General features: G+C 66.2%; 21 protein-coding genes. 11 read left to right on the top strand and 10 right to left on the bottom strand.

Annotated elements, in window-relative coordinates; all coding sequences use genetic code 11:
• Window positions 1–27: 27 nt before the first annotated feature.
• The 10 genes from LI72_RS10185 to LI72_RS10140 form a co-directional block, all read right to left on the bottom strand.
• On the bottom strand, window positions 28–1,809 hold the full coding sequence (locus tag LI72_RS10185) for a YbhB/YbcL family Raf kinase inhibitor-like protein (protein WP_033925761.1): 1,782 nt from the start codon (window positions 1,807–1,809) through the stop codon (window positions 28–30).
• 310 nt (window positions 1,810–2,119) lie between these two features.
• Window positions 2,120–4,318, bottom strand: a complete 2,199-nt coding sequence (gene paoC / locus LI72_RS10180; protein ID WP_033925760.1) for an aldehyde oxidoreductase molybdenum-binding subunit PaoC — start codon at window positions 4,316–4,318, stop codon at window positions 2,120–2,122.
• Between the two features lie 5 nt (window positions 4,319–4,323).
• A complete protein-coding gene (locus LI72_RS10175; protein WP_033925759.1) occupies window positions 4,324–5,274 on the bottom strand; it encodes an FAD binding domain-containing protein in 951 nt (316 codons plus the stop codon).
• Complete coding sequence (gene paoA / locus LI72_RS10170) at window positions 5,271–5,903, bottom strand: aldehyde dehydrogenase iron-sulfur subunit PaoA (protein ID WP_033925758.1); 633 nt, start codon at window positions 5,901–5,903, stop codon at window positions 5,271–5,273. The genes LI72_RS10175 and paoA overlap by 4 nt, the downstream gene beginning before the upstream one ends.
• Window positions 5,904–6,074: 171 nt before the next feature.
• Window positions 6,075–8,432: a transketolase gene (locus tag LI72_RS10165; RefSeq protein WP_033925757.1), complete on the bottom strand. Its 2,358-nt coding sequence runs from the start codon at window positions 8,430–8,432 to the stop codon at window positions 6,075–6,077.
• A 121-nt stretch (window positions 8,433–8,553) separates the two neighbouring features.
• Window positions 8,554–10,323 (bottom strand): SulP family inorganic anion transporter, encoded by a 1,770-nt coding sequence (locus LI72_RS10160; protein ID WP_033925756.1) that lies wholly within the window; start codon window positions 10,321–10,323, stop codon window positions 8,554–8,556.
• 3 nt (window positions 10,324–10,326) lie between these two features.
• Window positions 10,327–11,619: an NAD(P)/FAD-dependent oxidoreductase gene (locus tag LI72_RS10155; protein WP_156139573.1), complete on the bottom strand. Its 1,293-nt coding sequence runs from the start codon at window positions 11,617–11,619 to the stop codon at window positions 10,327–10,329.
• 34 nt (window positions 11,620–11,653) lie between these two features.
• Window positions 11,654–12,064: a DUF6691 family protein gene (locus LI72_RS10150; RefSeq protein WP_033925755.1), complete on the bottom strand. Its 411-nt coding sequence runs from the start codon at window positions 12,062–12,064 to the stop codon at window positions 11,654–11,656.
• A complete protein-coding gene (locus tag LI72_RS10145) occupies window positions 12,061–12,504 on the bottom strand; it encodes a YeeE/YedE family protein (protein ID WP_033925754.1) in 444 nt (147 codons plus the stop codon). Before LI72_RS10145 ends, LI72_RS10150 begins: the two co-directional genes overlap by 4 nt.
• Window positions 12,505–12,512: 8 nt before the next feature.
• On the bottom strand, window positions 12,513–13,430 hold the full coding sequence (locus LI72_RS10140; RefSeq protein WP_033925753.1) for an MBL fold metallo-hydrolase: 918 nt from the start codon (window positions 13,428–13,430) through the stop codon (window positions 12,513–12,515).
• Window positions 13,431–13,535: 105 nt separating this feature from the next.
• Between LI72_RS10140 and LI72_RS10135 the strand changes: the two genes are divergently transcribed.
• The 11 genes from LI72_RS10135 (at window position 13,536) to LI72_RS10085 (ending at window position 22,943) form a co-directional block, all read left to right on the top strand.
• Window positions 13,536–14,177 carry a peroxiredoxin gene (locus LI72_RS10135; protein WP_033925752.1) on the top strand — a complete coding sequence of 214 codons (642 nt, stop codon included), beginning with the start codon at window positions 13,536–13,538 and terminating at the stop codon, window positions 14,175–14,177.
• Window positions 14,174–14,572, top strand: coding sequence for an ArsR/SmtB family transcription factor (locus LI72_RS10130; RefSeq protein ID WP_033925751.1), 399 nt, complete (start codon window positions 14,174–14,176; stop codon window positions 14,570–14,572). The genes LI72_RS10135 and LI72_RS10130 overlap by 4 nt, the downstream gene beginning before the upstream one ends.
• A 118-nt stretch (window positions 14,573–14,690) precedes the next feature.
• Entirely contained in the window at window positions 14,691–16,001 is a 1,311-nt protein-coding gene (gene purB / locus LI72_RS10125) for an adenylosuccinate lyase (RefSeq protein WP_033925750.1), read from the top strand.
• A gap of 130 nt (window positions 16,002–16,131) precedes the next feature.
• Window positions 16,132–16,656 (top strand): chlorite dismutase family protein, encoded by a 525-nt coding sequence (locus LI72_RS10120; RefSeq protein WP_033926267.1) that lies wholly within the window; start codon window positions 16,132–16,134, stop codon window positions 16,654–16,656.
• A 108-nt stretch (window positions 16,657–16,764) separates the two neighbouring features.
• Window positions 16,765–17,100 (top strand): hypothetical protein, encoded by a 336-nt coding sequence (locus tag LI72_RS19060; RefSeq protein ID WP_052129710.1) that lies wholly within the window; start codon window positions 16,765–16,767, stop codon window positions 17,098–17,100.
• A 29-nt stretch (window positions 17,101–17,129) separates the two neighbouring features.
• Complete coding sequence (pyrF, locus tag LI72_RS10110) at window positions 17,130–17,804, top strand: orotidine-5'-phosphate decarboxylase (protein ID WP_033925749.1); 675 nt, start codon at window positions 17,130–17,132, stop codon at window positions 17,802–17,804.
• Between the two features lie 13 nt (window positions 17,805–17,817).
• Window positions 17,818–18,471 carry a phosphoribosylanthranilate isomerase gene (locus LI72_RS10105; protein WP_033925748.1) on the top strand — a complete coding sequence of 218 codons (654 nt, stop codon included), beginning with the start codon at window positions 17,818–17,820 and terminating at the stop codon, window positions 18,469–18,471.
• Window positions 18,446–19,690, top strand: coding sequence for a tryptophan synthase subunit beta (trpB, locus tag LI72_RS10100; protein WP_033925747.1), 1,245 nt, complete (start codon window positions 18,446–18,448; stop codon window positions 19,688–19,690). The genes LI72_RS10105 and trpB overlap by 26 nt, the downstream gene beginning before the upstream one ends.
• Entirely contained in the window at window positions 19,687–20,493 is an 807-nt protein-coding gene (trpA, locus tag LI72_RS10095) for a tryptophan synthase subunit alpha (protein WP_033925746.1), read from the top strand. Before trpB ends, trpA begins: the two co-directional genes overlap by 4 nt.
• Window positions 20,494–20,506: 13 nt before the next feature.
• Window positions 20,507–21,364, top strand: coding sequence for an acetyl-CoA carboxylase, carboxyltransferase subunit beta (gene accD / locus LI72_RS10090; protein WP_033925745.1), 858 nt, complete (start codon window positions 20,507–20,509; stop codon window positions 21,362–21,364).
• A gap of 253 nt (window positions 21,365–21,617) precedes the next feature.
• Window positions 21,618–22,943: a bifunctional folylpolyglutamate synthase/dihydrofolate synthase gene (locus LI72_RS10085; protein WP_033925744.1), complete on the top strand. Its 1,326-nt coding sequence runs from the start codon at window positions 21,618–21,620 to the stop codon at window positions 22,941–22,943.
• The last annotated feature ends 207 nt before the right edge of the window (window positions 22,944–23,150 follow it).

Below are 23,150 nucleotides of genomic sequence, written 5' to 3'. Positions count from 1 at the left end.
GTCATCCTGACCCGCGACCGACCCTGGTCACGGCTTGGCCGGGGCGCGCGGCTGCGCATAGCGGCCAACGATCTCCCCCTTGGCGATGACATGACCGCGCATGTCCTGCAACAGCTGCTCGCGACTTGCGCCGGGAATGGTCGCCAGCTGCGTGTCGAGCGCGAAGACCTGGACATGGTAGCGGTGCGGGCGGTCGCCGATCGGCGGGCGTGGCCCATACCAGCCGGTATAGCCGGCCTGGTTGGCCCCCTGCCGCATCATTTTCGGCGTAGCGAGCTGCGGCGTCCCGGGCAGTCCTTCGGGGAGGCTGGTGCTGGTCGCGGGAATGTTCCACGCGACCCAGTGCGCGACCGGCTTGACGCTGGCGGCGTCGGGATCATCGACCAGGATGGCAAAGCTGCGCGTGCCTTCCGGCGCGCCGCTCCAGGCCAGCGGCGGCGACGCCTTTTCATGATAGTCCGAAAAGCGCGGCGCCAGCAGCGCATTGGCGGTGAATGCCGGCGACGATACCGTCAGCCGGCCGGAGGTCTGGGTCTCGGGCCGCGCCATCGCGATGGGACCGGCAGGCGGCGGCGTCATCGGCATCACCGGCCTTGCCAGCTCTGCCGAGGGGCGATCATTGCCTTCGTAGCGCACCCGGTAGAGCACGCCATTCTCGCTGTCGGACACCAGCATCGACCCATCCGGCGCAAACGCCAGCCCGGTGGGTCGCCCGGTCCAGCCTGCCTCGCCGCCCGGCGCGCGGGTGAGAAACCCGGTCAGAAAGGGCTCAATCGCACCCGGCCGACCGCTGGCATCAAATCGGATCCGCACCACCTCATAGCCCTTGGGGTCACTGCGGTTCCACGATCCGCGCAGCGCGACAAAGGCGTCGCCCTGCGTGTCGCGCGCAAAGCCGGTGCCGCGATTGAACGCCATCTGCATCGGTGCGGCGTGCGCGGTATAGCCTGCGACCATCCGCTCGCTCATCCGGTCCCAGTCCTCCATGGTCAGCCCATTGGGCGGCACATCCTGCGGGTTGCGGCGACCATCGGCATAGATATACGGCCAGCCGTAACGCTTGCCCTGTTCGATCCGGTTGAGCTCTTCAGGCTGCGCCTCGTCGCCCAGCCAGTCGATGCCATGGTCCATGCCCCACAACTGTCCGTCGCGCGGGTTCCAGTCGAAACCGATGGTGTTGCGCAGCCCCGAGGCGTGGATTTTGCGCTGCTTGCCGTCCTTGCTGATCTGCATCATCGTGGCGTTGAACGGGCTGGTTTCGACGCATGCATTGCAGGTCGAGCCGACCGAGGCGTAGATCATGCCATCAGGCCCGACGCCCAGGGTGCGATTGGGATGCTGACCCGCCGCAGGCAGCCCGCCGACGATCTGAGTGAGCGGGCCCAGATCTCCGTTGGCCATCACCGGCGCGGTGAAAATTTCAGACGCGGTCATCAGATACGCCGTGCTGCCATCGATCGCGATGCCGTGCATGTCGGGACGCGAGGCCACCACGCGGCGCACTTCATAGCGGCCGTCGCCATCGGCATCCTTCAGCAGCAGCACATCCGCCTCGGACCGGCGAGTGACATACACCGCGCCATCGGCCCCGACCGCGAGCATGCGGGCATTGCCAAGATCGCGCGCCGCGACATCGACGCGATAGCCATCGGGCAGCTTCAGCTTGGCAGGATCCGCCGGAAGCTGCGTCGGCTTGTTGATATTGCCTTCGATGCGAAATTCAGGCGCGGACCGCCCCGGAACGCCCGAGCCCTGGGCAAAGGCGGTTCCGGTGCACACACCGGCAAGAAGGAGGAGAGCGCGTTTCATGACCAGTTTTCCCTGTTGGATAGTCCGACTACCCCTCAGCCGGCGTTGCGATCCCCTGGAGACGCCAGATCAGGGAAAACCGGCTGGTCTCGGCATCCGATCGTCAGGCCAGCCACGCCGCAGAAGCGGAGCGCGTGCTCCGTTCCGCATCAACAGGCGGGCAAGGATCAGCGGGGCGGCCCGACAGGCGCACTTTCGGGCATCAGCATGATGCGCGACGCCGCGATGCACCGACGCATGGGTCGCTTGCACGGGGCAAGGCGTGCTCCGCCCTGCCCCGTGCACCAGCATCGACAACCGGCGCGCCGGTTTACGCGATCTGGGGAAGCCGTTCGAAATATTTGTCGAGCGTGATCGGATATTCGCGCACCCGCACGCCGGTGGCGTTGTAGATCGCGTTGGCAATCGCCGCACCGGGGCCGCAGATGCCCAATTCGCCGACGCCCTTGGCCTTGATCGGCGAAATGACCGGATCGAGCGTATCGAGGAAGATGACATCCTGCTTGCCGATGTCGGCGTGGACCGGCACTTCGTATCCGGCAAGGTCATGGTTGATGAAGAGGCCGAACCTCTTGTCCACCACCAGTTCCTCCATCAGCGCGGCGCCTGCTGCCATCACCATCGCGCCAATCACCTGGCTGCGGGCCGACAGCGGATTGAGGATACGCCCGGCATCGCACACAGCCAGCATCCGGCGAATCCGCGCTTCTCCGGTAAACGCGTTGACAGCCACCTCGGCAAAGTGCGCCGCATAGGTTCCGACGTCATAGTCGCGCTTGAACTGACCAAAGGTCATCTCGCCATCGGCGGACATCGTGCCGGCGTCGGCGAGCGGCACGACCTTGTCGCCCGCGCGGATTTGGCCATCGGCAAACACCGCGTCATCACCATTGAAACCCAGCTTTTCACCGATCATCCGGCGCATCGCGACACAGGCGGCATAGACGCCCGCCGTTGCACTGGCTGCGCCCCATTGGCCGCCCGATCCCGAAGAGGCCGGAAAGCGCGAATCGCCCAGGGTCACCGCCACGCGGTCGAGCGGAACGCCCATCGTCTCCGCAGCGGTCTGGGCGATGATCGTGTAGCTGCCGGTGCCGATGTCGGTCATGTCGGTCTCGACGATCACCCTGCCGGTGCCATCCAGACGAATGCGCGCGCCCGATTTCATCGTCGGTGCGGCCCGATAGCCTGCGGCCACGCCCATGCCGACCAGCCATTGGCCGTCGCGCACCTTGCCTGGTTCGGCCTTGCGCGCCGACCAGCCGAAGCTTTTGGCGCCTTCGCGCAGGCAGCGCACCAGATTGCGGTCGGAAAAGCGCTTGGTCGGCGTGCCGGGAACCGTTTCGGGCTCGTTGCGGATGCGCAGCTCGATCGGGTCCATGCCGAGCTTTTCGGCAAGCTCGTCCATCGCGACTTCGAGCGCCATATGCCCGGGGGCCTCGCCCGGCGCACGCATCGCATTGCCTTCGGGCAGATCGAGCGTGGCGATGTAATTGGCCGTCAGCCGGTTTGCCCCGGCGTACAGAATGGGCGTCTGCAGCGTGCCATTCTCGCCGTCCTCGCCCTTGAGGTTGCCCGACCAGTTTTCATGGCCGAGCGCGGTGATCTTGCCGTCCTTCTGGGCACCGATGCGGATGCGCTGGATGGTGGCATGGCGGTGCGTGGTGTTGTTGGGGATCAGCGGTCGCTGCAGGGCAACCTTGACCGGACGCTTGGCAGCGCGCGCCGCCAGCGCAGCCACGAGAACGTCGGCGCGAATGAACAGCTTTCCACCAAATCCGCCGCCGATATAGGGCGAATCGAGCCTGATCTTTTCAGGATCGATCCCCAAAGCTTCGCCCATGCTCTTCTTGCCCCAAGCGATCATCTGGTTGGATGTCCACAGCGTCAGCTGATCGCCCTGCCATGCCGCGATGGTGGCGTGCGGCTCCATCATCGCATGGCTTTCATCGGGGGTCGTGTAGGTGGCGTCGAGCGTGACCGGCGCTGCTGCAAAGGCGCTGTCGAAATCGCCCAGCCGGGCCTCATCGGGCTTGCCGCCGCGACCCTTGGCGAGCGGTGCATCAGGGGCCAGAGCGGGGAAATCGAACCGGCCCTGCTCACGGTCATACTGAGTGCGGATCAGAGCGGCGGCGGCGCGGGCCTGCTCGAACGTCTCTGCGACCACGCAGGCGATCGCCTGATGATAATGCGTGACCTCGCTGCCGCCGAACAGCCGGGCATTGTTCATCGAACTGATACCTGGAACGTCGGTGTCGGGCGATGTCACCACGGTGATCACGCCCGGCGCGGCCAGCGCCTGGGATACGTCCATCGAGGTGATGCGTCCCTTGGCGATCGCTGCTCCCAGAATATAGCCATAGGCCTGATTGGCCACGACATCATGCCGTTCATAGGCATAAGGCGCGGTGCCGGTGGTCTTGAGCGGGCCATCGATGCGCGGGGTCGACTTGCCGACCACCTTGGCATTGTCGAACAGATTGGTTTCGGCTGGAGCGGTGAATTCCATGATGATCAGCTCCTTGTCTGCGCGACGACCGACGCGAGCGCACGCTCGGCCAACGGTATCTTGAACGCGTTTTCTTCTGTCGGCCGGGCACCCGCAAAGATCGCCTTGAACGCCGCTGCCCGGTCCCCGTGCAGACCGGCTTCGGCCGCCTCGACACGCCAGGGCTTGGGCGCCATGCCGCCGAAGGCCGCCCGGGTCTTGCCGTCGGGCTGGATCACCGCAGCGACCGACACCAGGGCAAAGGCATAGGACGCCCGGTCGCGCACCTTCTTGTAGAAATGCTGACCGCCGATCGGGCTGGGCAGATCGACATGGGTGATCAGTTCGCCGCGTTCGAGAACGGTGTCGATCTGAGGCGTATCGCCCGGCAGACGGTGGAAATCGGCCATCGCGATCGTCCGAGTCTGGCCATTGGGCTTGACGGTAGCGATCGTGGCATCGAGCACGCGCAGCGCGATCGCCATGTCGCCGGGATAGGTGGCGATGCATGTGTCGGATGTGCCGATCACGGCGAGCTGGCGCGAGAAGCCCTTGAGCGCCGCGCAGCCAGAGCCGGGCTGGCGCTTGTTGCACGCCATGTTGGTGTCGTAGAAATAGGGGCAGCGGGTGCGCTGGAGCAGGTTGCCCGCCGTCGTCGCCTTGTTGCGCAGCTGGCCCGAAGCGCCCGCGACAATCGCGCGCGACAGCACGCCATAGTCCTGCCGCACGCGCTTGTGCGAGGCGAGCGCGGTGTTTGTGACCAAAGCGCCGATACGCAGGCCGCCATCGGCCGTGTCCTCGATCGTATCGAGGCCTGTGTCCTGCACATCGACCAGATGCGTCGGCGTCTCGATTTCCAGCTTCATCAGGTCGAGCAGGTTGGTGCCGCCCGCGAGGAATTTTGCGCCGGGCACCTTGGCGACGGCTGCTGCAGCCTCGGCCGGAGTCTTGGCGCGCTCGTAGGTGAAGCTCTTCATGCCTTGGCTCCAGCGGTCTCGAGGATAGCCTCGGCAATGTTCGAATAGGCGCCGCAGCGGCAGATGTTGCCGCTCATCCGCTCGCGAAGCTCGTCGGCACTGACCCGCGGCCTGGCGGTGATATTGTCCTGCACATGGCTGGGCACACCCGCCTTGATCTCGTCGAGCACCGCCACGGCCGAGCAGATCTGGCCCGGTGTGCAATAGCCGCACTGATAGCCATCGTGCTTGATGAAGGCCGCCTGCATCGGATGCAGCTTGTCGGGCGTGCCGAGGCCTTCGATCGTCTTGATCGAATCGCCCTGATGCTGGACCGCGAGGCTGAGGCAGGAATTGATCCGCTGGCCGTTGACGATGACCGTGCAGGCACCGCACTGGCCATGATCGCAGCCCTTCTTGGTACCGGTAAGCTTGAGGTGTTCGCGCAGGGCATCCAGCAGGGTGGTGCGCGTATCCAGCGTAAGCTCGACCGGCTTGCCGTTGACGTCGAATTTTACGGGCATCGCCGCAGGTGGCTTGCCAGGGACACGTTCCTGCGCCGTCGCCGGCAGCGATGCCAGCGCCACGGCGGATGTCCCGCCCACGATCACGCCGCGTCGCGACACAGCGAGTTCACCCTTGCCATTCATGTCTGTCTGTCTTTCCTTCCGGGCCGCCCGAGCAGCTCCCCACGGGGAGAGCAACGCATCATGGCCAAAAAAGATGCTATTGCCCGAAATTAGGAATGAGTACCCGCTAAATGCGTCTGACGCGGGGGGCGCCCCATCTATGATTTGGTTTGCCGCCAATCCGCCTTCGGCTCAGCCGCCGACGAACAGCTCTGCCATCGCATCGATGATCGCCTCGCGGTCGAGCCGGTAGGTGCGATACAGATCCGGCAAATCGCCGGTCTGGCCGAAACGGTCGGTGCCCAGGGGGCTGACCCGGTGCCCACGCACGCCGCCCAGCCACGACAGTGCGGCAGGCGATCCGTCGAGCACGGTGACCAGCCCCGCGCCGGGAGCAAGCTGCCCGAGCAAAGTCGCGATGTGGCTCTGCGTCTGCGCATTACCCGTCCAGCGCGCCGCGCGTTGCGCCGACCAGTCGCGGTGCAGCCGGTCGGGCGAGGTGACGGCGAGCAGGCCAAGGCCCGGGATGTCGTCCTTCAGCGCCTCCCACGCCGCGATCGCCTCGGGTGCGACCGCACCGCAATAGGCGATCGCCGCCTGCGCACCAGGGCCCGGCGCGCGCAGCCAGTAGGCGCCCGCGATCGCATCGTCCTCCCAGCTGGAATCGGTCCGGACGACCTGCTCGATCACCCGCGTGGTCAGCCGCAGATAGACCGAGCTTCCGCCGTCTGCCTGCAAATGGTCGAAGGCCCAGCGCATCATCAATGCGACCTCGTCGGCAAATGCCGGTTCGAAACTTTCCAGCCCCGGCTGGCCCATGCCGATCAGCGGAGTGTTGATCGATTGGTGCGCGCCGCCCTCACCCGCCAGCGTGATGCCCGATGGCGTGCCGACCAGCAGGAAGCGCGAATCCTGGTAGCAGCCGTAATTGAGCGCATCGAGCCCGCGCGCGATGAACGGATCGTAGACCGTGCCCACCGGCATCAGCCGCGTGCCGAAATGCTGAGCGGACAGGCCAAGCGCCGCCAGCGCGAGGAAGAAATTGTTCTCGGCAATGCCCAGCTCGATATGCTGGCCCGCGCGGTGCGCCGACCATTTCTGCGCGCTGGGAATCTTCACCCGCTGGAACACATCGGCCAGCTCCTGCCGCCGGAACAGCCCGCGCTGGTTGACGAAAGCCCCCAGGTTGGTGGTCTGCGTGACATCGGGCGCGGTGGTGACCAGCCGGTCGGCGAGCGGCGCGTCGGACTTCGCCAGATCGTGCAGCACCTTGCCGAACGCGGCCTGGGTCGATTGCTCGGCACCTTCGGGCACCGGCAGACGATCGGGCAAGGGGATCGCGGGCGCGGCGAACTCGGCCTGCTTGCGCGCGATCGGGCTCTTGTCGACAAACGCCTGCAACGTGGCGGCCAGATTGTCGCCCAGCCCTGCCCATTTGCCCCATTCCTCGCCCGCAGCGATGCCCAATGTGTCGCGCAGCCCTTCGATCTGCGTGCCGTTCATCATGCCGGAATGGTTGTCCTTGTGCCCGGCGAGCGGCAGGCCAAAGCCCTTGACGGTATAGGCGATCAGCAAGGTGGGCCGGTCGTCGTCCATCCGGTCGAACGCTTCGAGCAGCGTCTCGATGCAATGGCCGCCCAGATTGGTCATCAGCCGTGCAAGCGACGCATCGTCATGCGCGCCGAGCAGTTCGGCCACGCCGCGCTTCTTGCCGATATCGTGCAGCAGCCGCTCGCGCCACGCCGCACCGCCGAGATAGGTGAGCGCGGCAAAATCGGCGTTGGGACAGGTCTCGATCCAGTCTTCCAGCGCCTTGCCGCCCGGCTGCGTGAACGCCTCGCGCTGCAGCTTGCCGTGCTTCAAGGTCACCACCCGCCAGCCGCAGGTCTCGAAGATGTCGTCGAAGCGGCGGAACATGCGGTCGGCGGTGGTCGCATCGAGCGACTGGCGATTATAATCGACGATCCACCAGCAGTTGCGCAGGTCGTGCTTGTAACCCTCGATCAGGCATTCGTAGATATTGCCCTCGTCGAGCTCGGCATCGCCCATCAGCGCGATCATCCGCCCCGATTGCTCTTCGCGCATCTGGCCGTGCGCGATCAGATAATCCTGCACCAGCGAGGAAAATGCCGTGATCGCAACGCCGAGGCCGACAGAGCCGGTCGAGAAATCGACCGGAATGCTGTCCTTGGTGCGCGAGGGATAGCTCTGCACTCCGCCCAGCCCGCGGAACCGCTCCATCTTCTCGCGGGTCTGCTCGTCGAGAAGGTAATGGATCGCGTGCAGCACCGGTCCTGCGTGCGGCTTGACCGCCACCTTGTCCTGCGGGCGCAACGCTTGGAAATAGAGCGCCGCCATGATCGCGGTCATCGACGCGCAGCTCGCCTGATGCCCGCCGACCTTGAGCCCGTCGCGCTTGTCGCGCAGGTTGTTGGCATTGTGGATCATCCACGACGACAGCCAGCGCAGCCGCTGTTCGATCTCGGTCAGCAGCCGGACGGTCTCGGCGCGGTCTTCGGCGCTCTGGGGGGTGGCAACCTGAGTGATCATCGCAAATGGGCCTTTGTCGGCAAAGGGAGCACCGGGAATCGCCCGGTGCGGCGCCAGGGAATAGTTTCGAGCGTAACCATGCCCGAAATGCGGGCAGGTCATCCAGCCCTTTTTCCGCGCCTCAGATCAGACCGCGGGCCATCCATGTGTCGCTGCCGGCCTGGGGAGCATCCTCCTCGTCAGCGCGCAGCAGCAGCGCCGAGAACGCCTGGTCCTGCGACAGCCAGACCTCGCCGGTGAGGTCATGCAGCAGGTGCGAGCGCTCCAGCGCGTCCATCACCGGGCCCTTCACCTCCGAAAGGTGCAGGCTGACGCCGGCATCGGCCAGCCGGTGGTTGATCGCCTCTAGGCTCTCGAGCGCGGAGGCGTCGATCGCGTTCACCGCCGATGCCATCAGCACCAGATGCCGCAGCCGCGGAGTCTCGGCAACTTGCTCGAGCACGAATTCCTCGAGCCAGCGGGCGTTGAGATAGGTCAGGCTCTCGTCGATCCGGATGGTGAGGATGCGCGGATCGGTGAGCACGGTGTGCCGCTTGACGTTGCGGAAATGTTCGGTGCCCGGCACGCGCCCGACAACTGCAGCATGCGGCCGCGATGCGCGCCACAGGAACAGCGCCAGCGACAGGCCGACCCCGGCGATGACCCCCGGCTCGACCCCCACCAGCAAGGTCACCAGCACGGTTGCCGCCATCGCTGCGAAATCGGCGCGCGAATAGCGCCAGATGTGGCGCGGAGTCTTCACGTCCACCAGGCTGAGCACCGCCACGATGATCGTCGCGGCCAGTGTCGCGATCGGCAGCGAGGCGAGATACGGGGTGAGGAACAGCGCCGCGATGGCAATGCCGACCGCGGTATAGGCGCCTGCCGCCGGCGTTTCTGCCCCCGCATCGAAATTGACCACCGAGCGCGCAAAGCCGCCGGTCACCGGATAGCCGCCCGAAAAGGCGGCCGCGACATTCGCCGCCCCCAGCCCGATCAGCTCCTGGTCCGGGTTGATCCGCTGGCGCTTCTTGGCGGCCAGGGTCTGCGCCACCGAGACGCTTTCGACAAAGCCGATGACGCTGAGCAGCAGCGCGGGGATGGCGAGCTGCTGCCACAGCGCCGCATCGAATAGCGGCACGGTGAACGGCGGCAGGCTCTGCGGGATTTGCCCGACGGTCCTGACGCCCGCTGCCTCCAGATCGAGCCACACCACCGCCAGGGTCGAGACTGCGACAGCCGCGATCGGCCCGGCCTTGGCGGTGAGGTCAGCAGTGCGCGGCTTGAGGCCCAGGCTGATCAGCAGCGGCTTCAGCCCCTTGCGCACCCAGAACAGGAACGCGGTGGAGACGACCCCGATGATCAGCGTCGGGATATTGGTCTGCGGCAGATTGGCGGCCAGGGTGCTGACCAGCTCGGGCATCACCTCGCCGCTCGCCTTGATGCCAAGGATCGACTTGAGCTGGCTGGTCGCAATGATCAGCCCCGATGCGGTGATGAAGCCCGAGACGACGGGATGCGATAGCAGGTTGGCGAGAAAGCCCAGCCTGAGCACACCCATGACCAGCAGCATGAGCCCCGACAGCAGCGCCAGCACCAAGGTCGCCGCGATGAATTCCGCGCTACCCGGCGGGGCGATGCTGCTCGCGGCGGTCAGCGTCATCAGCGAGATCACCGCCACCGGCCCCACCGCCAGCGCGCGGCTGGTGCCGAACAGGGCATAAGCGATGATCGGCAGGATCGAGGCATAGAGCCCAATCTCGGGCGGCAGCCCCGCCAGCATCGCATAAGCCAGACTCTGCGGGATCAGCATGATCGTGACGATCCCCGCCGCCACCAGATCGTTGGTCAGCGTGGTGCCGTTATAGGCGCGGCCCCATGCGAGCACCGGCAGATAGCGCGAAAGGCGCATCGGTCAGCTGCCGATCCTGTGCGGCCTGGCCATCCATTCGCGCCCTTTCAGCATCCCGTGCCAATAGACCGGCGGCAGGATCGTGTCCTTGAGCAGCCAGGACAGGCGCGAAGGCCGGGTGCCGTCGATCAGCCATCTGGGGAAGCTGGGCAGCAGCTTGCCGCCATAGCCGAATTCGGCGAGCACGATCTTGCCCGATTCCACGGTCAGCGGGCAGCTGCCATAGCCATCATAATCGGCGACCGGCGGCTTGCCTTCGAGCGCGGCCAGCACGTTCACCGCCACCACCGGGGCCTGCTTGCGCGCCGCCGCCATGGTCTTGGCGTTCGAGGCGCTGCAGGCGTCGCCCAGCGCGAAGACATTGGCATAGCGGGCATGGCGCAGCGTCGCCTCGTCGACATCGATGAAGCCGGATGCGGCGGCAAGCGGGCTCGTCCGGACGAAATCGGGCGCGGTCTGCGGCGGCACGACATGGATCATGTCAAAGCGTTCGTCGACGCGGGTCACATCATCACCGCGCCTCTGCTCGAAGGTCGCAAAGCCGCCGGGGCCATCGATCGCCACCAGCTTCGATTCGAAGTTCAATTGCGCGTCATAGCGCGCGACATATTCCATCAGCGCCGGGACATAGGCCGGAACGCCGAACAGCACCGCGCCTGCGGTGTGGAACTGCACATCGATGTTGGGCAGCACGCCCGATTTCTCCCAGCGGGTGCACGACAGGTACATCGCCTTTTGCGGCGCGCCCGCGCACTTGATCGGCATCGGCGGCTGGGTGAACAGCGCGCGGCCCCCCTTCAGCCCGTCGACCAGCTGTCGGGTGTAGGGGGCAAGATCATAGCCATAGTTCGAGGTGACGCCGGAGTTGCCGAGAGCCTCGCGCAGGCCGGGAATGGCGTCCCAGTCCAGCTTGATGCCAGGGCACGCAACGAGCACCCGGTAGCGGACGTCACTGCCATCGGCGAGGATGACGCGGTCGTCATCGGGCGCAAAGCCGCTGGCCGAGGCGCGGATCCAGGTGACGCCATCGGGCATCACCGATTCCTCCGAGCGGCGCGTCACCGCGGCATCGAAAATGCCCCCGCCGACCATCGTCCAGCCGGGTTGGTAGTAATGCACCTCGGACGGTTCGATGATCGCGATCGACAGCCGGGGGTTGCGCTTGAGCAGGCTGGCGGCGGTCGCGATGCCCGCGCTGCCGCCGCCGACAATGACGACGTCATGGATGAGGGTCGCCGGCTGCGACGCGATGTGCGGCGCACAGGAAACCGGATCGGCAGGATGGGGATCGTTCATGCGGATGTCCTCTGCGCGCGCGGGCGGAACGCGACTAGCGGGTGGTGAAGCGGTGGATCGCCATGCCAGCGAGCATGGCGGCGACGAACATCGCCGCCTGAACCGGCGCGATGGCGAGATCGGCGATGGCGGGACCGGGGCACAGCCCGCCGATGCCCCAGCCCGCACCGAAGATCAGCGCGCCGATGGCGAGCCTGGCATCGATCCGGTTGGTCGCCGGCAGATCGAACTTACCGGCAGCAACAGGCGCAGCCATGCGCCGCTGGATTGCCCAGGCGACAACCATCACCAGCATCGCGCCGCCCATGACAAAGGCGAGCGTCGGATCCCAGTCGCCGCCGAGATCGAGGAACGCCTGCACCCTTTGCGGATCGGCCATGCCCGAGACCGCGAGTCCCGCACCGAACAGCAGCCCGGCTGCGAGGGCAATCGCACCTTGTCTCACAGCAGCTCTCCCATCCGCAGCAATGCGACGGTGACAAAGCCGCTGGCCATGAACAGGGCGGTGGCGGCGAGCGAGCGCGGCGAGAGCCGCGACATGCCGCAAACCCCGTGGCCGCTGGTGCAGCCCGAGCCCAGCCTGGTGCCATAGCCCACCAGCAAGCCGCCGATCAGCAGCGGCCAGGGGCTGTCAGGGAAACGGGTGACCACAGGCCCTGCGGCCTGGCTGATCAGCCATGCCCCCAGCGGCAGGCCGATGACGAACGCGACCGCGATGCTGCGCGGTGCGCCGCTCGCCGAAAGCCCGGTGGCGCGCGCGGCAAGGCCGCTGACGCCTGCAATCCGTCCCAGCATCAGCAGCATGATGGCGGCGGACAGGCCGATCATCAGCCCGCCCGCCAGCCCCTGCAGCGGCATCGCTTCGGGAAATCCGGGCAAGGTCATGCCCCCTGTCACAGGGCGTTCAGAGGAATCTTGAGATAGCGCACGCCGTTCTCTTCCGGCTCGGGCAGATGGCCTGCGCGCATGTTGACCTGCACCGAAGGCAGGATCAGCCGCGGCATGTCCAGGGTCGCGTCGCGTGCCTCGCGCATCGCCACGAATTCGTCCTCGGTGATCCCGTCATGCGCGTGCACATTGTTCGCGCGCTGTTCGGCCACCGTGGTTTCCCAGACGAAATGGTCGCGGCCCTCAGGCAGATAGTCGTGGCACATGAACAGCCGGGTATCGCCGGGCAGCTCCAATATGCGACGCAGCGAGCGGAACAGGGTGCGCGCATCGCCGCCCGGGAAATCGCACCGCGCCGTGCCATAGTCGGGCATGAACATGGTATCGCCGACAAACACCGCATCGCCGATGACATAGGCGATGTCTGCAGGCGTATGGCCCGGCACGTGCAGCACCGTCACGTCCAGATGGCCGATCTTGAACTGGTCGCCGTCGTGGAACAGCGCATCGAAATCGCTGCCGTCACGCTCGAACTCGGTGCCGGCGTTGAACAGCTTGCCGAACACGTTCTGCACAAGCGTGATCGACGCGCCGATGGCGATCTTGCCGCCCAGCGTCTGCTGCAGATACGGCGCGGCAGAGAGGTGGTCGGCATGCGCGTGCGTCTCCAGCAGCCAGTCGATCGCAAGCTCCTTCTCCCCGACATAGGCGATGATCGCGTCTGCCGAGGAGAAGGAGGTGCGACCCGATGCGGGGTCATAGTCCAGCACGCTGTCTATCACTGCCCCGCGCAGGGACTCGGGATCATGGACGACATAGGACACGGTGTTGGTGTCCTTGTCGAAAAAGGCCTTGATGACGGGAACGCCGTGCTGTGCGGCCTTCACCTGCTCAAGAGCGGCGGAAAGTGCGGCGTCGGACATGAGGTCATCCTCTACAAATTCATATTTACATAAATCATGTAATCTACTAATTGATGATCGTCAAGGAATTGATTTGCCCCCCTTGGATGTGAGATGGCCGGAGAGATGAGCCTGACCGAAACCCCGTCCCGCACCCCGCCCCGCCCGTTGCGGATCGGTGACGTCGCACCCGACTTCACCGCGCGCACCACGCAGGGCGAGCGCGCGCTCGGCGACTATCGCGGGCAGTGGCTGGTGTTCTTCTCGCACCCGGCGGATTTCACCCCGGTCTGCACCACCGAGTTCATCGGCATGCAGCAGGCGGCCGAGCGGTTTGCCGCGATGAACTGCGCACTGCTGGGGCTTTCGGTCGACAGCCTTTATGCGCATCACGCCTGGCTGCGCGCGATTCAGACCGGCTTCGGTGTCACGATCGGCTTCCCAGTGGTGGAAGACCCGTCGATGGCGATCGGCCGCGCCTTTGGCATGATCGACGAGCAGGCGGAAAGCAGCGCGGCGATGCGCTGCACCTATTTCATCGATCCCGATGGCGTGGTTCGCGCCATCACAGTCTATCCGCACAATGTCGGCCGCTCGGTGGACGAGATGCTGCGGCTGCTGGCGGCGCTGCAGCGCGCCGATGACGGCGATGTGATGACGCCCGAGGGCTGGCAGCCCGGCGGCGACCTGCTGCGCGCCCCCGACCCTGAGGCCGCGCCGCCTGCCGACGCGCCCGACTGGTTCTGCCAGCGGATCGCCGACCGGTGACCGCGCTCTACCAGAGCCGCGCGCTGGCCGATGCGATGACCGAAAAGCTGCGCATCTTTGCCCAGCCGCAGCGGCTGATGATCCTCTCGTGCCTGCTGTCGGGCGAGAAGAGCGTGAGCGAGATCGACGCGATGACCGCGATTGGCCAGCCTGCGCTCAGCCAGCAGCTCGCCGAACTGCGCCGCGCAGAGATGGTCCGCGCACGCCGCGCGGCCAAGCAGGTGCACTACACCCTGGCCGATGACGAGGTCGCGCTGTGTGTCCGCACGATGGAGGCGATGCTGGGCCAGGGAGATACCGCCGCAGCGCTGCAATCGGCGCTCGCCAACGCCGCGCCCGCCGCCGCGCCCCGCCGCACACCCGCGGGCGCCGCCGCCTTCGCCCGCATCGGTTGAGACCGCCCGCCGCAGCCCGTGCCGGTTGAACGCGCGGCCGCTTGCTGCTAGCTGCGCGGCGGAATCGTCGGGGCGGCTGAACGCGCCCTCCATCGCCTCTTGCTGCAAGGACATGCTTATGGTCCCCCGTTACGCCCGCCCCGCCATGACCGCCATCTGGGAACCGGAAGCCAAGTTCCGCATCTGGTTCGAGATCGAGGCGCACGCCACCGACGCACTGGCCGAACTGGGCGTGGTCCCCAAGTCCGCCGCCAAAGCGCTCTGGGCCTGGTGGGCGACCAATCCGGTGATCGATGTCGCCGCGATCGACGCGATCGAGGCAGTCACCAAACACGATGTGATCGCCTTCCTCACCTGGGTGGCCGAGCAGGTCGGCGACGAAGCGCGCTTCATGCACCAGGGCATGACCAGCTCCGACGTGCTCGACACCTGCCTTGCGGTGCAGCTGGCGCGCGCCAGCGACCTGCTGCTCGAAGATCTCGATGCGCTGCTCGCCGCGATCGAGCGCCGCGCGATGGAGCACAAATACACGCCGACCATCGGCCGCAGCCACGGCATCCACGGCGAGCCGACCACCTTCGGCCTCAAGCTTGCGCAGGCCTATGCCGAGTTCGACCGCTGCCGTGCGCGCCTCAAGGCCGCGCGCGCCGAAATCGCGACCTGCGCGATCTCCGGCGCGATCGGCACCTTCGCCAATATCGACCCGCGGGTCGAAGCGCATGTCGCCAAGAAGCTGGGCCTCGCGCTCGAGCCCGTCTCGACCCAGGTCATCCCGCGCGATCGCCACGCAATGTATTTCGCGACCCTGGGCGTGATCGCCTCGTCGGTCGAACGGCTGGCGACCGAAGTCCGCCATCTGCAGCGCACCGAAGTGCTCGAGGCGGAGGAATATTTCTCGCCCGGCCAGAAGGGTTCGTCGGCCATGCCGCACAAGCGCAACCCGGTGCTGACCGAGAATCTCACCGGCCTCGCGCGCGTCGTCCGCGCCGCTGCGATCCCGGCGATGGAAAACGTCGCCCTGTGGCACGAGCGCGACATCTCGCACAGCTCGGTCGAACGCTTCTTCGGCCCCGATGCCACGATCACGCTCGACTTCGCGCTCGCGCGGCTCACCGGGGTGATCGACAAGCTGCTCGTCTACCCCGAGCGGATGCAGAAGAATCTCGACCGCATGGGCGGCCTCGTGCATTCGCAGCGGGTGCTGCTGGCGCTGACCCAGGCCGGCGTCAGCCGCGAGGACGCCTATCGGCTGGTCCAGCGCAACGCGATGCAGGTGTGGGAGTCGGACGGCGCGCTGTCGCTGCTCGAACTGCTCAAGGCCGATGCCGAGGTCACCGCCGCGCTGTCGCCGCAGGAGATCGAGGACAAGTTCAACCTCGACTATCACTTCAAGCATGTGGACACGATTTTCGCGCGCGTCTTCGGCTGAAAACCCGCAGGGCGGCGCGTAACGCGCGGCCTTCGGCCAGCGAACCTTCGAGCAACGGGCGCGTTTGGCCCGGAATCCGAAGGTTCGCCTCATGCCCCCCTCTGCTGCTTATGGCGCTGCGGCGCCCATCATGGTCTCGTTTTGCGCCGGCACGACCGGCGAATGGCAGGTTATCCGCCAATCCACCTGGATCGGCGAGCCACTGCCCCAGGCGGCACGGCTGGCGGTCGATGCCGCGACGCCGGACGCCAGCTGGACGCTGACCGGCTTTACATCAAATCTGCGGTACACGACCCGGGCCGAGCGACAGTCGCTCGACGCCCGCACCGCCGCGATCGGACGTCCGGAAGCGCGCATGGCCGCGCTGATACCGATCCGCAAATCGGCCGTATGGTGGGCGATGGCGCAGGACGACCGGCGCGCCATCTACGAACGCTCCGGGCATACCCCGATCGGCCGGGGCTATCTGCCCGCCATCGCGCGGCGGTTGCACCACAGCCGTGATCTGGGGCAGCCCTTCGACTTCCTGACCTGGTTCGAATTTGCGCCCGACGCCGAGCCCGCGTTTGAAGAGCTGCTGGCGCAGCTGCGGATTACGCCGGAATGGCGCTATGTCGAGCGCGAGGTCGACATCCGGCTGGTCCGCATCGACTGAGCCCCGGAGAGCCCGGCCGGATAGCAGACTGGCCAATCCGGAATATTACTCCTATGCTCTCCCATTGACCGCCGGGACGCGGGCAGGATTTGAGGAGACACAGCGGTCATGCAGTTTCTGAAGACACTGGTGATCATCATGCTGGCCGTGGTGTTCATCGTGTTCGCCTATAACAACTGGCAAGCGGTCACGGTGGACCTTTGGGGCGGGCTGCAGCTCGTGACCAAGCTTCCGGTGCTGCTGTTCCTGACCTTCCTGGCCGGGTTTGTGCCGCTCTGGGCTTATCATCGCACCACAAGCTGGCGTCTCAAGCGCCGCATCGCGACGCTGGAATCGAACCAGACGCGCACCGCCACTTCGGTTGCCGCGCCTGCCCCGATGCAGTCTGCGGCGCCGGCAGCGGAAAGACCGCTCGAACCCGAAAGCGTCCTGCGCTCGGTCTGACGGATTACAACAGGGGTCACGCACACATCATGTCCAATCCCATCTATCTCGCGGTCGATGTTCCCGATCTCGCGCGTGCCACCGATCTCGTTCAACAGGTGCGCGGCCATATCGGCGGCGTGAAGCTGGGGCTGGAGTTCTTCTGCGCGCACGGCCATCACGGCGTGCACGAGATCGCCAAGATCGGCCTGCCGATCTTCCTCGACCTCAAGCTACACGACATCCCCAACACCGTCGCCGCCGCGATGCAGGCTATCCATGTGCTCGAACCTGCAATCGTCACCGTCCACGCCGCCGGGGGCCGCGCAATGATGGAAGATGCCAAGGCGGCGGCCGGCGCGCATACCAAGGTGGTTGCGGTCACCATGTTGACCAGCCTCGACGATGACGACATGGCACAGATCGGCATGGCGGGCACATCGCACGACAATGTGCTGCGGCTCGCCGATCTCGCGCATAGCGCCGGGCTCGATGGCATCGTGTGTTCCGGGCAAGAGGTCGGCGCAGTGCGTCACCAGTGGCGTGACGGCTTTTTCGTTGTTCCCGGCGTTCGCCCGGCAAGCGCGATGCTGGGCGACCAGAAGCGCGCCGTCACCCCGCGCCAGGCGCGCGATGCCGGCGCATCGGTGCTGGTGATCGGCCGTCCGATTGCCCGGGCCGCAGAGCCCGATCAGGCGGCCAGAGACATCATGGCGACGCTGTAGGCGCGGATTTCTCATGACCACCCTGATCAAGATCTGCGGGCTTTCCACCGAAGCCGCCATCGACGCCGCTGCCAGCGCGGGCGCGAGCCATATTGGCCTGGTGCATTTCGAAAAGAGCCCGCGCCATGTGACGCTGGAGCAGGCGGCGGACCTGCGACGGCGGACGCCGGCATCGGTCAAGGTCGTGCTGCTGCTGGTCAACGCCTCGCCCGAGCTGACGCAAAAGGCCTATCGCACCGTTCGGCCCGATGTCATCCAGTTCCACGGTACCGAAAAGCCCGAATGGCTGGCCATCGTGAAGAAGCACATGCCCGTCGAAGTGTGGAAGGCCGTGGGGCTGCGCAGCGCCGACACCCTCGTCAATTCACGCCGGTTCGATGGCATTGCCGACCGGCTGCTGTTCGATGCCCCCGCGCAGGCCCTGCCCGGCGGCAACGGCGTGATGGTCGACTGGTCGCTGCTGGCGGGGCAGCAGCACGTCCTGCCCTGGGGGCTAGCAGGCGGGCTCGATCCGGACAATGTTGGCGAGGCGCTGGCAGCCACGCACGCGCCTCTGGTCGATGTGTCCTCGGGCGTCGAAAGCGCGCCGGGAGTCAAAGATATGGACAAGATGGCGCGCTTTTGCCAAGCGGTTGCCAACCATGACCAACACCGCAACCCAGCTTAACAGCTATCGCAATCAACCCGACGCACAAGGCCATTTCGGCCAGTTCGGCGGGCGCTATGTTGCCGAAACCCTGATGCCTTTGGTGCTCGATCTCGAGAAACACTATCGCGCTGCCAAGGCCGATCCCGCATTCCAGGCGCAGTTCGACGACCTGCTCGAACATTATGTCGGCCGCCCCAGCCCGCTCTATTATGCCGAGCGGCTGACCGAGGAACTGCGCAAAACCGCCCCCGAAGGCAAGGGTGCACAAGTGTGGTTCAAACGCGACGAGCTCAACCACACCGGCGCGCACAAGATCAACAACTGCATCGGCCAGATCCTGCTGGCTATCCGCATGGGCAAGACGCGGATCATCGCCGAGACCGGCGCGGGCCAGCACGGCGTTGCCACCGCGACCGTCTGCGCGCGCTTCGGCCTGCCGTGCGTGATCTATATGGGCGCGACCGACGTCGCGCGGCAGCAGCCCAATGTGTTCCGCATGAAGCTGCTCGGCGCGGAGGTCATTCCGGTGACCTCGGGCGCAGCGACGCTCAAGGATGCGATGAACGAGGGCCTGCGCGACTGGGTCGCCAACGTTCACGACACCTTCTACATCATCGGCACCGCCGCCGGCCCGCACCCGTATCCCGAGTTGGTCCGCGATTTCCAGAGCGTGATCGGCAAGGAAGCGCGCGCGCAGATGCTGTCACGGATCAACCGCCTGCCCGACCTGCTGGTCGCGGCGATCGGCGGCGGATCGAACGCGCTCGGCCTGTTCCACCCGTTTCTCGACGATCCCGATGTGAAGATGCTGGGCGTCGAAGCCGCAGGCTACGGCCTCGATGGCAACGAGCATGCCGCCAGCCTTCTGGGCGGCTTCCCCGGTATCCTGCACGGCAACAAGACCTATCTGCTGCAGGATGAGGACGGCCAGATCACCGAGGGCCATTCGATCAGCGCAGGCCTGGATTATCCCGGTATCGGCCCCGAACACGCCTGGCTCAAGGACATGGGCCGGGTCGAATATACCGCGATCACCGATGACGAGGCGCTGGACGGCTTCCAGCTGCTCTGCCGCACCGAAGGGATCATCCCTGCGCTCGAGCCCGCGCATGCGATTGCTGCAGTCGCCAAGATCGCCCGGGACATGGACCGCGACCAGATCATCCTCGCCAACCTGTGCGGCCGCGGCGACAAGGACATCTTCACCGTGGCCGAGAAGCTGGGAGTGGAGATGTGAGTTCGCGTCTCGCCAACGCCTTCCCCGCTGACCGCGCCGCGTTGGTGTGCTTCGTCACTGCGGGCGATCCCGACGCCGCATCCACCCCTGCTATCCTCGACGCGCTCGTCGAGGGCGGGGCGGATGTGATCGAATTGGGCATGCCGTTCACCGATCCGATGGCCGATGGTCCCGCGATCCAGGCGGCGAACCTGCGCTCACTCGCGGCGGGCACGAAAACCGCCGACATCTTGGCAATCGCCACCGATTTCCGCGCGCGTCATGCCAATGTGCCGCTGGTGCTGATGGGCTATGCCAACCCAATGACCCGGCGCGGACCCGAATGGTTTGCCGATGCCGCGGCTGCGGCTGGCGTCGATGGCGTCATCTGCGTCGACATTCCGGTGGAGGAAGACGCATCGCTCGGTCCCGCATTGCGCGCCAAGGGCATCGCCCCGATCCGGCTCGCGACGCCGACCACCGATGCCGCGCGGCTGCCCGCCGTGCTCGATGGCGCAGGCGGATTCCTCTACTACGTGTCGGTCGCCGGGATCACCGGCAAGCAGCAGGCGGTGCAAGCGAGCATCGAGGAAGCAGTGACGCGGCTCAAGGCTTCGACCGACCTTCCGGTCGCAGTAGGCTTTGGCGTGCGTACCCCCGAACAGGCCGCCGCCATCGCGCGCGTCGCCGATGGGGTGGTCGTCGGCAGCGCCATCGTCGATATCGTTGCGCAGCACGGTGCGGCAGCAGCAGGCCCGGTGCGCGACTATATCCGCAGCCTCAGCAGCGCGATCGCCACCGCCCGCCAGACCACGAATGCCTGATAGGAGCGTCCCCATGAGCTGGTTCAGCCGCGTCCGAAATTCCATTCCGCTGATCGCCAAGCGCGATTCCACCCCCGACAACCTGTGGCACAAGTGCAAGGCCTGCGGCGAAATGGTGTTCGCCAAGGAGTTCGAGGACAATCTTTCGGTCTGCCCGAAATGCGGCCATCACGAACGCATCGGCTCGGCCGCGCGCTTTGGCATGCTGTTCGATGACGCGATCTGGGAAGAGCTGCCCTCGCCGGTGGTCCGTGAAGACCCGCTCAAGTTCCGCGACAGCAAGAAATATGTCGATCGCCTGAAGGCAGCGCGCGCTGCCAATGTCGGCAATGATGCGCTGACCAACGCCTTGGGCCGCATCCTGGGCCACAAGGCCGTGGTCGGCGTGCAGGATTTCGCCTTCATGGGCGGATCGATGGGCATGGCAGTGGGCGCAGCCTTCATCGCCGGCACCGAGCGCGCGATTGCCGAGAAATGCCCCTATGTCATCTTCACCGCCGCTGGCGGCGCGCGGATGCAGGAGGGCATTTTGTCGTTGATGCAGATGCCGCGCAGCACGGTGGCGATCAGCCGCCTGCACGCAGCGGGCCTGCCCTACATCGTCGTGCTGACCGATCCCACCACCGGCGGCGTCACCGCAAGCTATGCGATGCTGGGCGACGTCCAGATGGCCGAACCCAACGCGCTGATCGGCTTTGCCGGCCAGCGGGTGATCGAGCAGACGATCCGCGAAAAGCTGCCCGAAGGCTTCCAGCGCTCCGAATATCTGCTCGAGCACGGGATGCTCGACATGGTCGTCGAGCGCAAGGACCTGCGCGCGCGGCTGGGCAGCGTGATCGATTATCTGATGGCGGCCAAGGCGGCGGCGTGACACTGACGGGGTTCAGCCGTCAACCTCTGACCGCGCCCTCTCCCCTCCCGCTGGCGGGAGGGGTGCCCGAAGGGCGGGGTGGGAGCGAGGCACAGACGAACCTTGCGTCGTTCGTGCTCCCTGCCCACCCCGGTCCGGCAAGCCGCGCTCCCTTATTGGCCCACCCCGGTCCGGCAAGCCGCGCTCCCTTATTGGCCCACCCCGGTCCGGCAAGCCGGCCCTGCCCCTCCCGCAGGCGGGAGGGGAGAGGGTAATGGACCACGCAATCTCTGCCCATCCCGGCGTCCAGACCCAGCTTGACCGGCTCGCCGCATTGTCTCCGGGCCGCGATGTGCTGGGGCTCGAGCGGATCACCGAACTGCTCACCCGGCTGGGCGATCCGCACCACCGCCTGCCGCCGGTGTTCCATGTCGCAGGCACCAACGGCAAGGGCTCGACCTGCGCTTTTCTGCGCGCCGCTATCGAGGCATCGGGCCAGACCTGCCATGTCTACACCAGCCCGCATCTGGTGCGGTTCAACGAGCGTATCCGCATCGCCGGGCGGCTGATCGACGACGAGACGCTCGCCGATTACCTGGGCCGCGTGCTGGATATCGCCGAGGGGATCAGCGCCAGCTTTTTCGAAGTCACCACGGCGGCCGCCTTCCTCGCCTTTGCCGAACATCCCGCCGATGCCTGCGTGATCGAGGTAGGCTTGGGCGGCAGGCTGGATGCGACCAACGTGCTGCCCCAGCCTGCGGTGTGCGGGATCGCGGCACTGGGGATCGACCACGAAGCCTTTCTGCTCGCACCCGAAGAGGGCACGCCCGACATCCCGCTGGAGCGGATCGCGTTCGAGAAGGCAGGGATCGCCAAGCAGGATGTGCCGCTGGTCATCCAGAAATACGCGACCGGGATGATGGGTGCGATCGCAGGCCAGGCGATGCGGGCCGGTGCCTATGTCAAGGCGCGCGGGCATGACTGGGATGCCGCGCTCTATCAGGACCGGCTGCATTATCGCGATGTCGACGGCAAGCTGACCCTGCCGATGCCGCGCCTGCCGGGCGAGCATCAGGCGGACAATGCCGGGCTTGCGATCGCGATGATCCGCCACCAAAGCGCGCTCGCCGTCCCCGACAGCGCGCTCTCCGCAGCGATGGGCTGGGCCGAATGGCCAGCGCGCATGCAGCGGCTGACCGATGGGCCGCTGACCGCATTGCTCGGCACCGGCGAGCCCGTTTGGCTCGATGGCGGGCACAATCCGGATGCGGGCGCTGCACTCGCGCGCCATGTCGCAGCGATGGGAGGCAAGGTGCATCTGGTGCTCGGCATGCTGTCGAACAAGCAGCCCGGCGCGCTGCTCGGCCCGCTCGAGCCCTATCTCGCCAGCGTTACCGCGCTCCCAGTGCCGGGGCATGAATGGCACGATGCCGATGCGTTTCAGGCGTGCCTGACCTCGGGGATCGAGGTCGAGGCGGCGGCGGATATCGAGGCCGCGCTGGGCCTGCTGGCAGACCACCAGCCGATGCCTGTGCTGATCGCGGGTTCGCTCTATCTGGCGGGCGAAGTGCTCAAGGCGAACGGCCAGGAGCCGGATTGATTAGGCACGCGCCTATGACACCCCATCCGTTTGTCCCGAGCCCTTCGACGCCGCCAGTCGGCGTCGCTCAGGATAAACTTCAGCCTGCGGCTGAAGTCGAGGGACGTAATCGAAAACAGTAGCGCGTGCGTCCCGCGACTTCTCGGCTTTGCCGAGACGTTTATCCTGAGCGGCTGGCTTGCCAGCAGCCGAAGGGCTCGGGGCAAA

This window comes from Sphingomonas sp. 35-24ZXX, from assembly GCF_000786215.1.
In the GTDB taxonomy this organism is placed as follows: domain Bacteria; phylum Pseudomonadota; class Alphaproteobacteria; order Sphingomonadales; family Sphingomonadaceae; genus Blastomonas.
The sequence above is the reverse complement of the archived record's forward strand: the minus strand, read 5'-3'. Positions and strand labels throughout refer to the sequence as shown.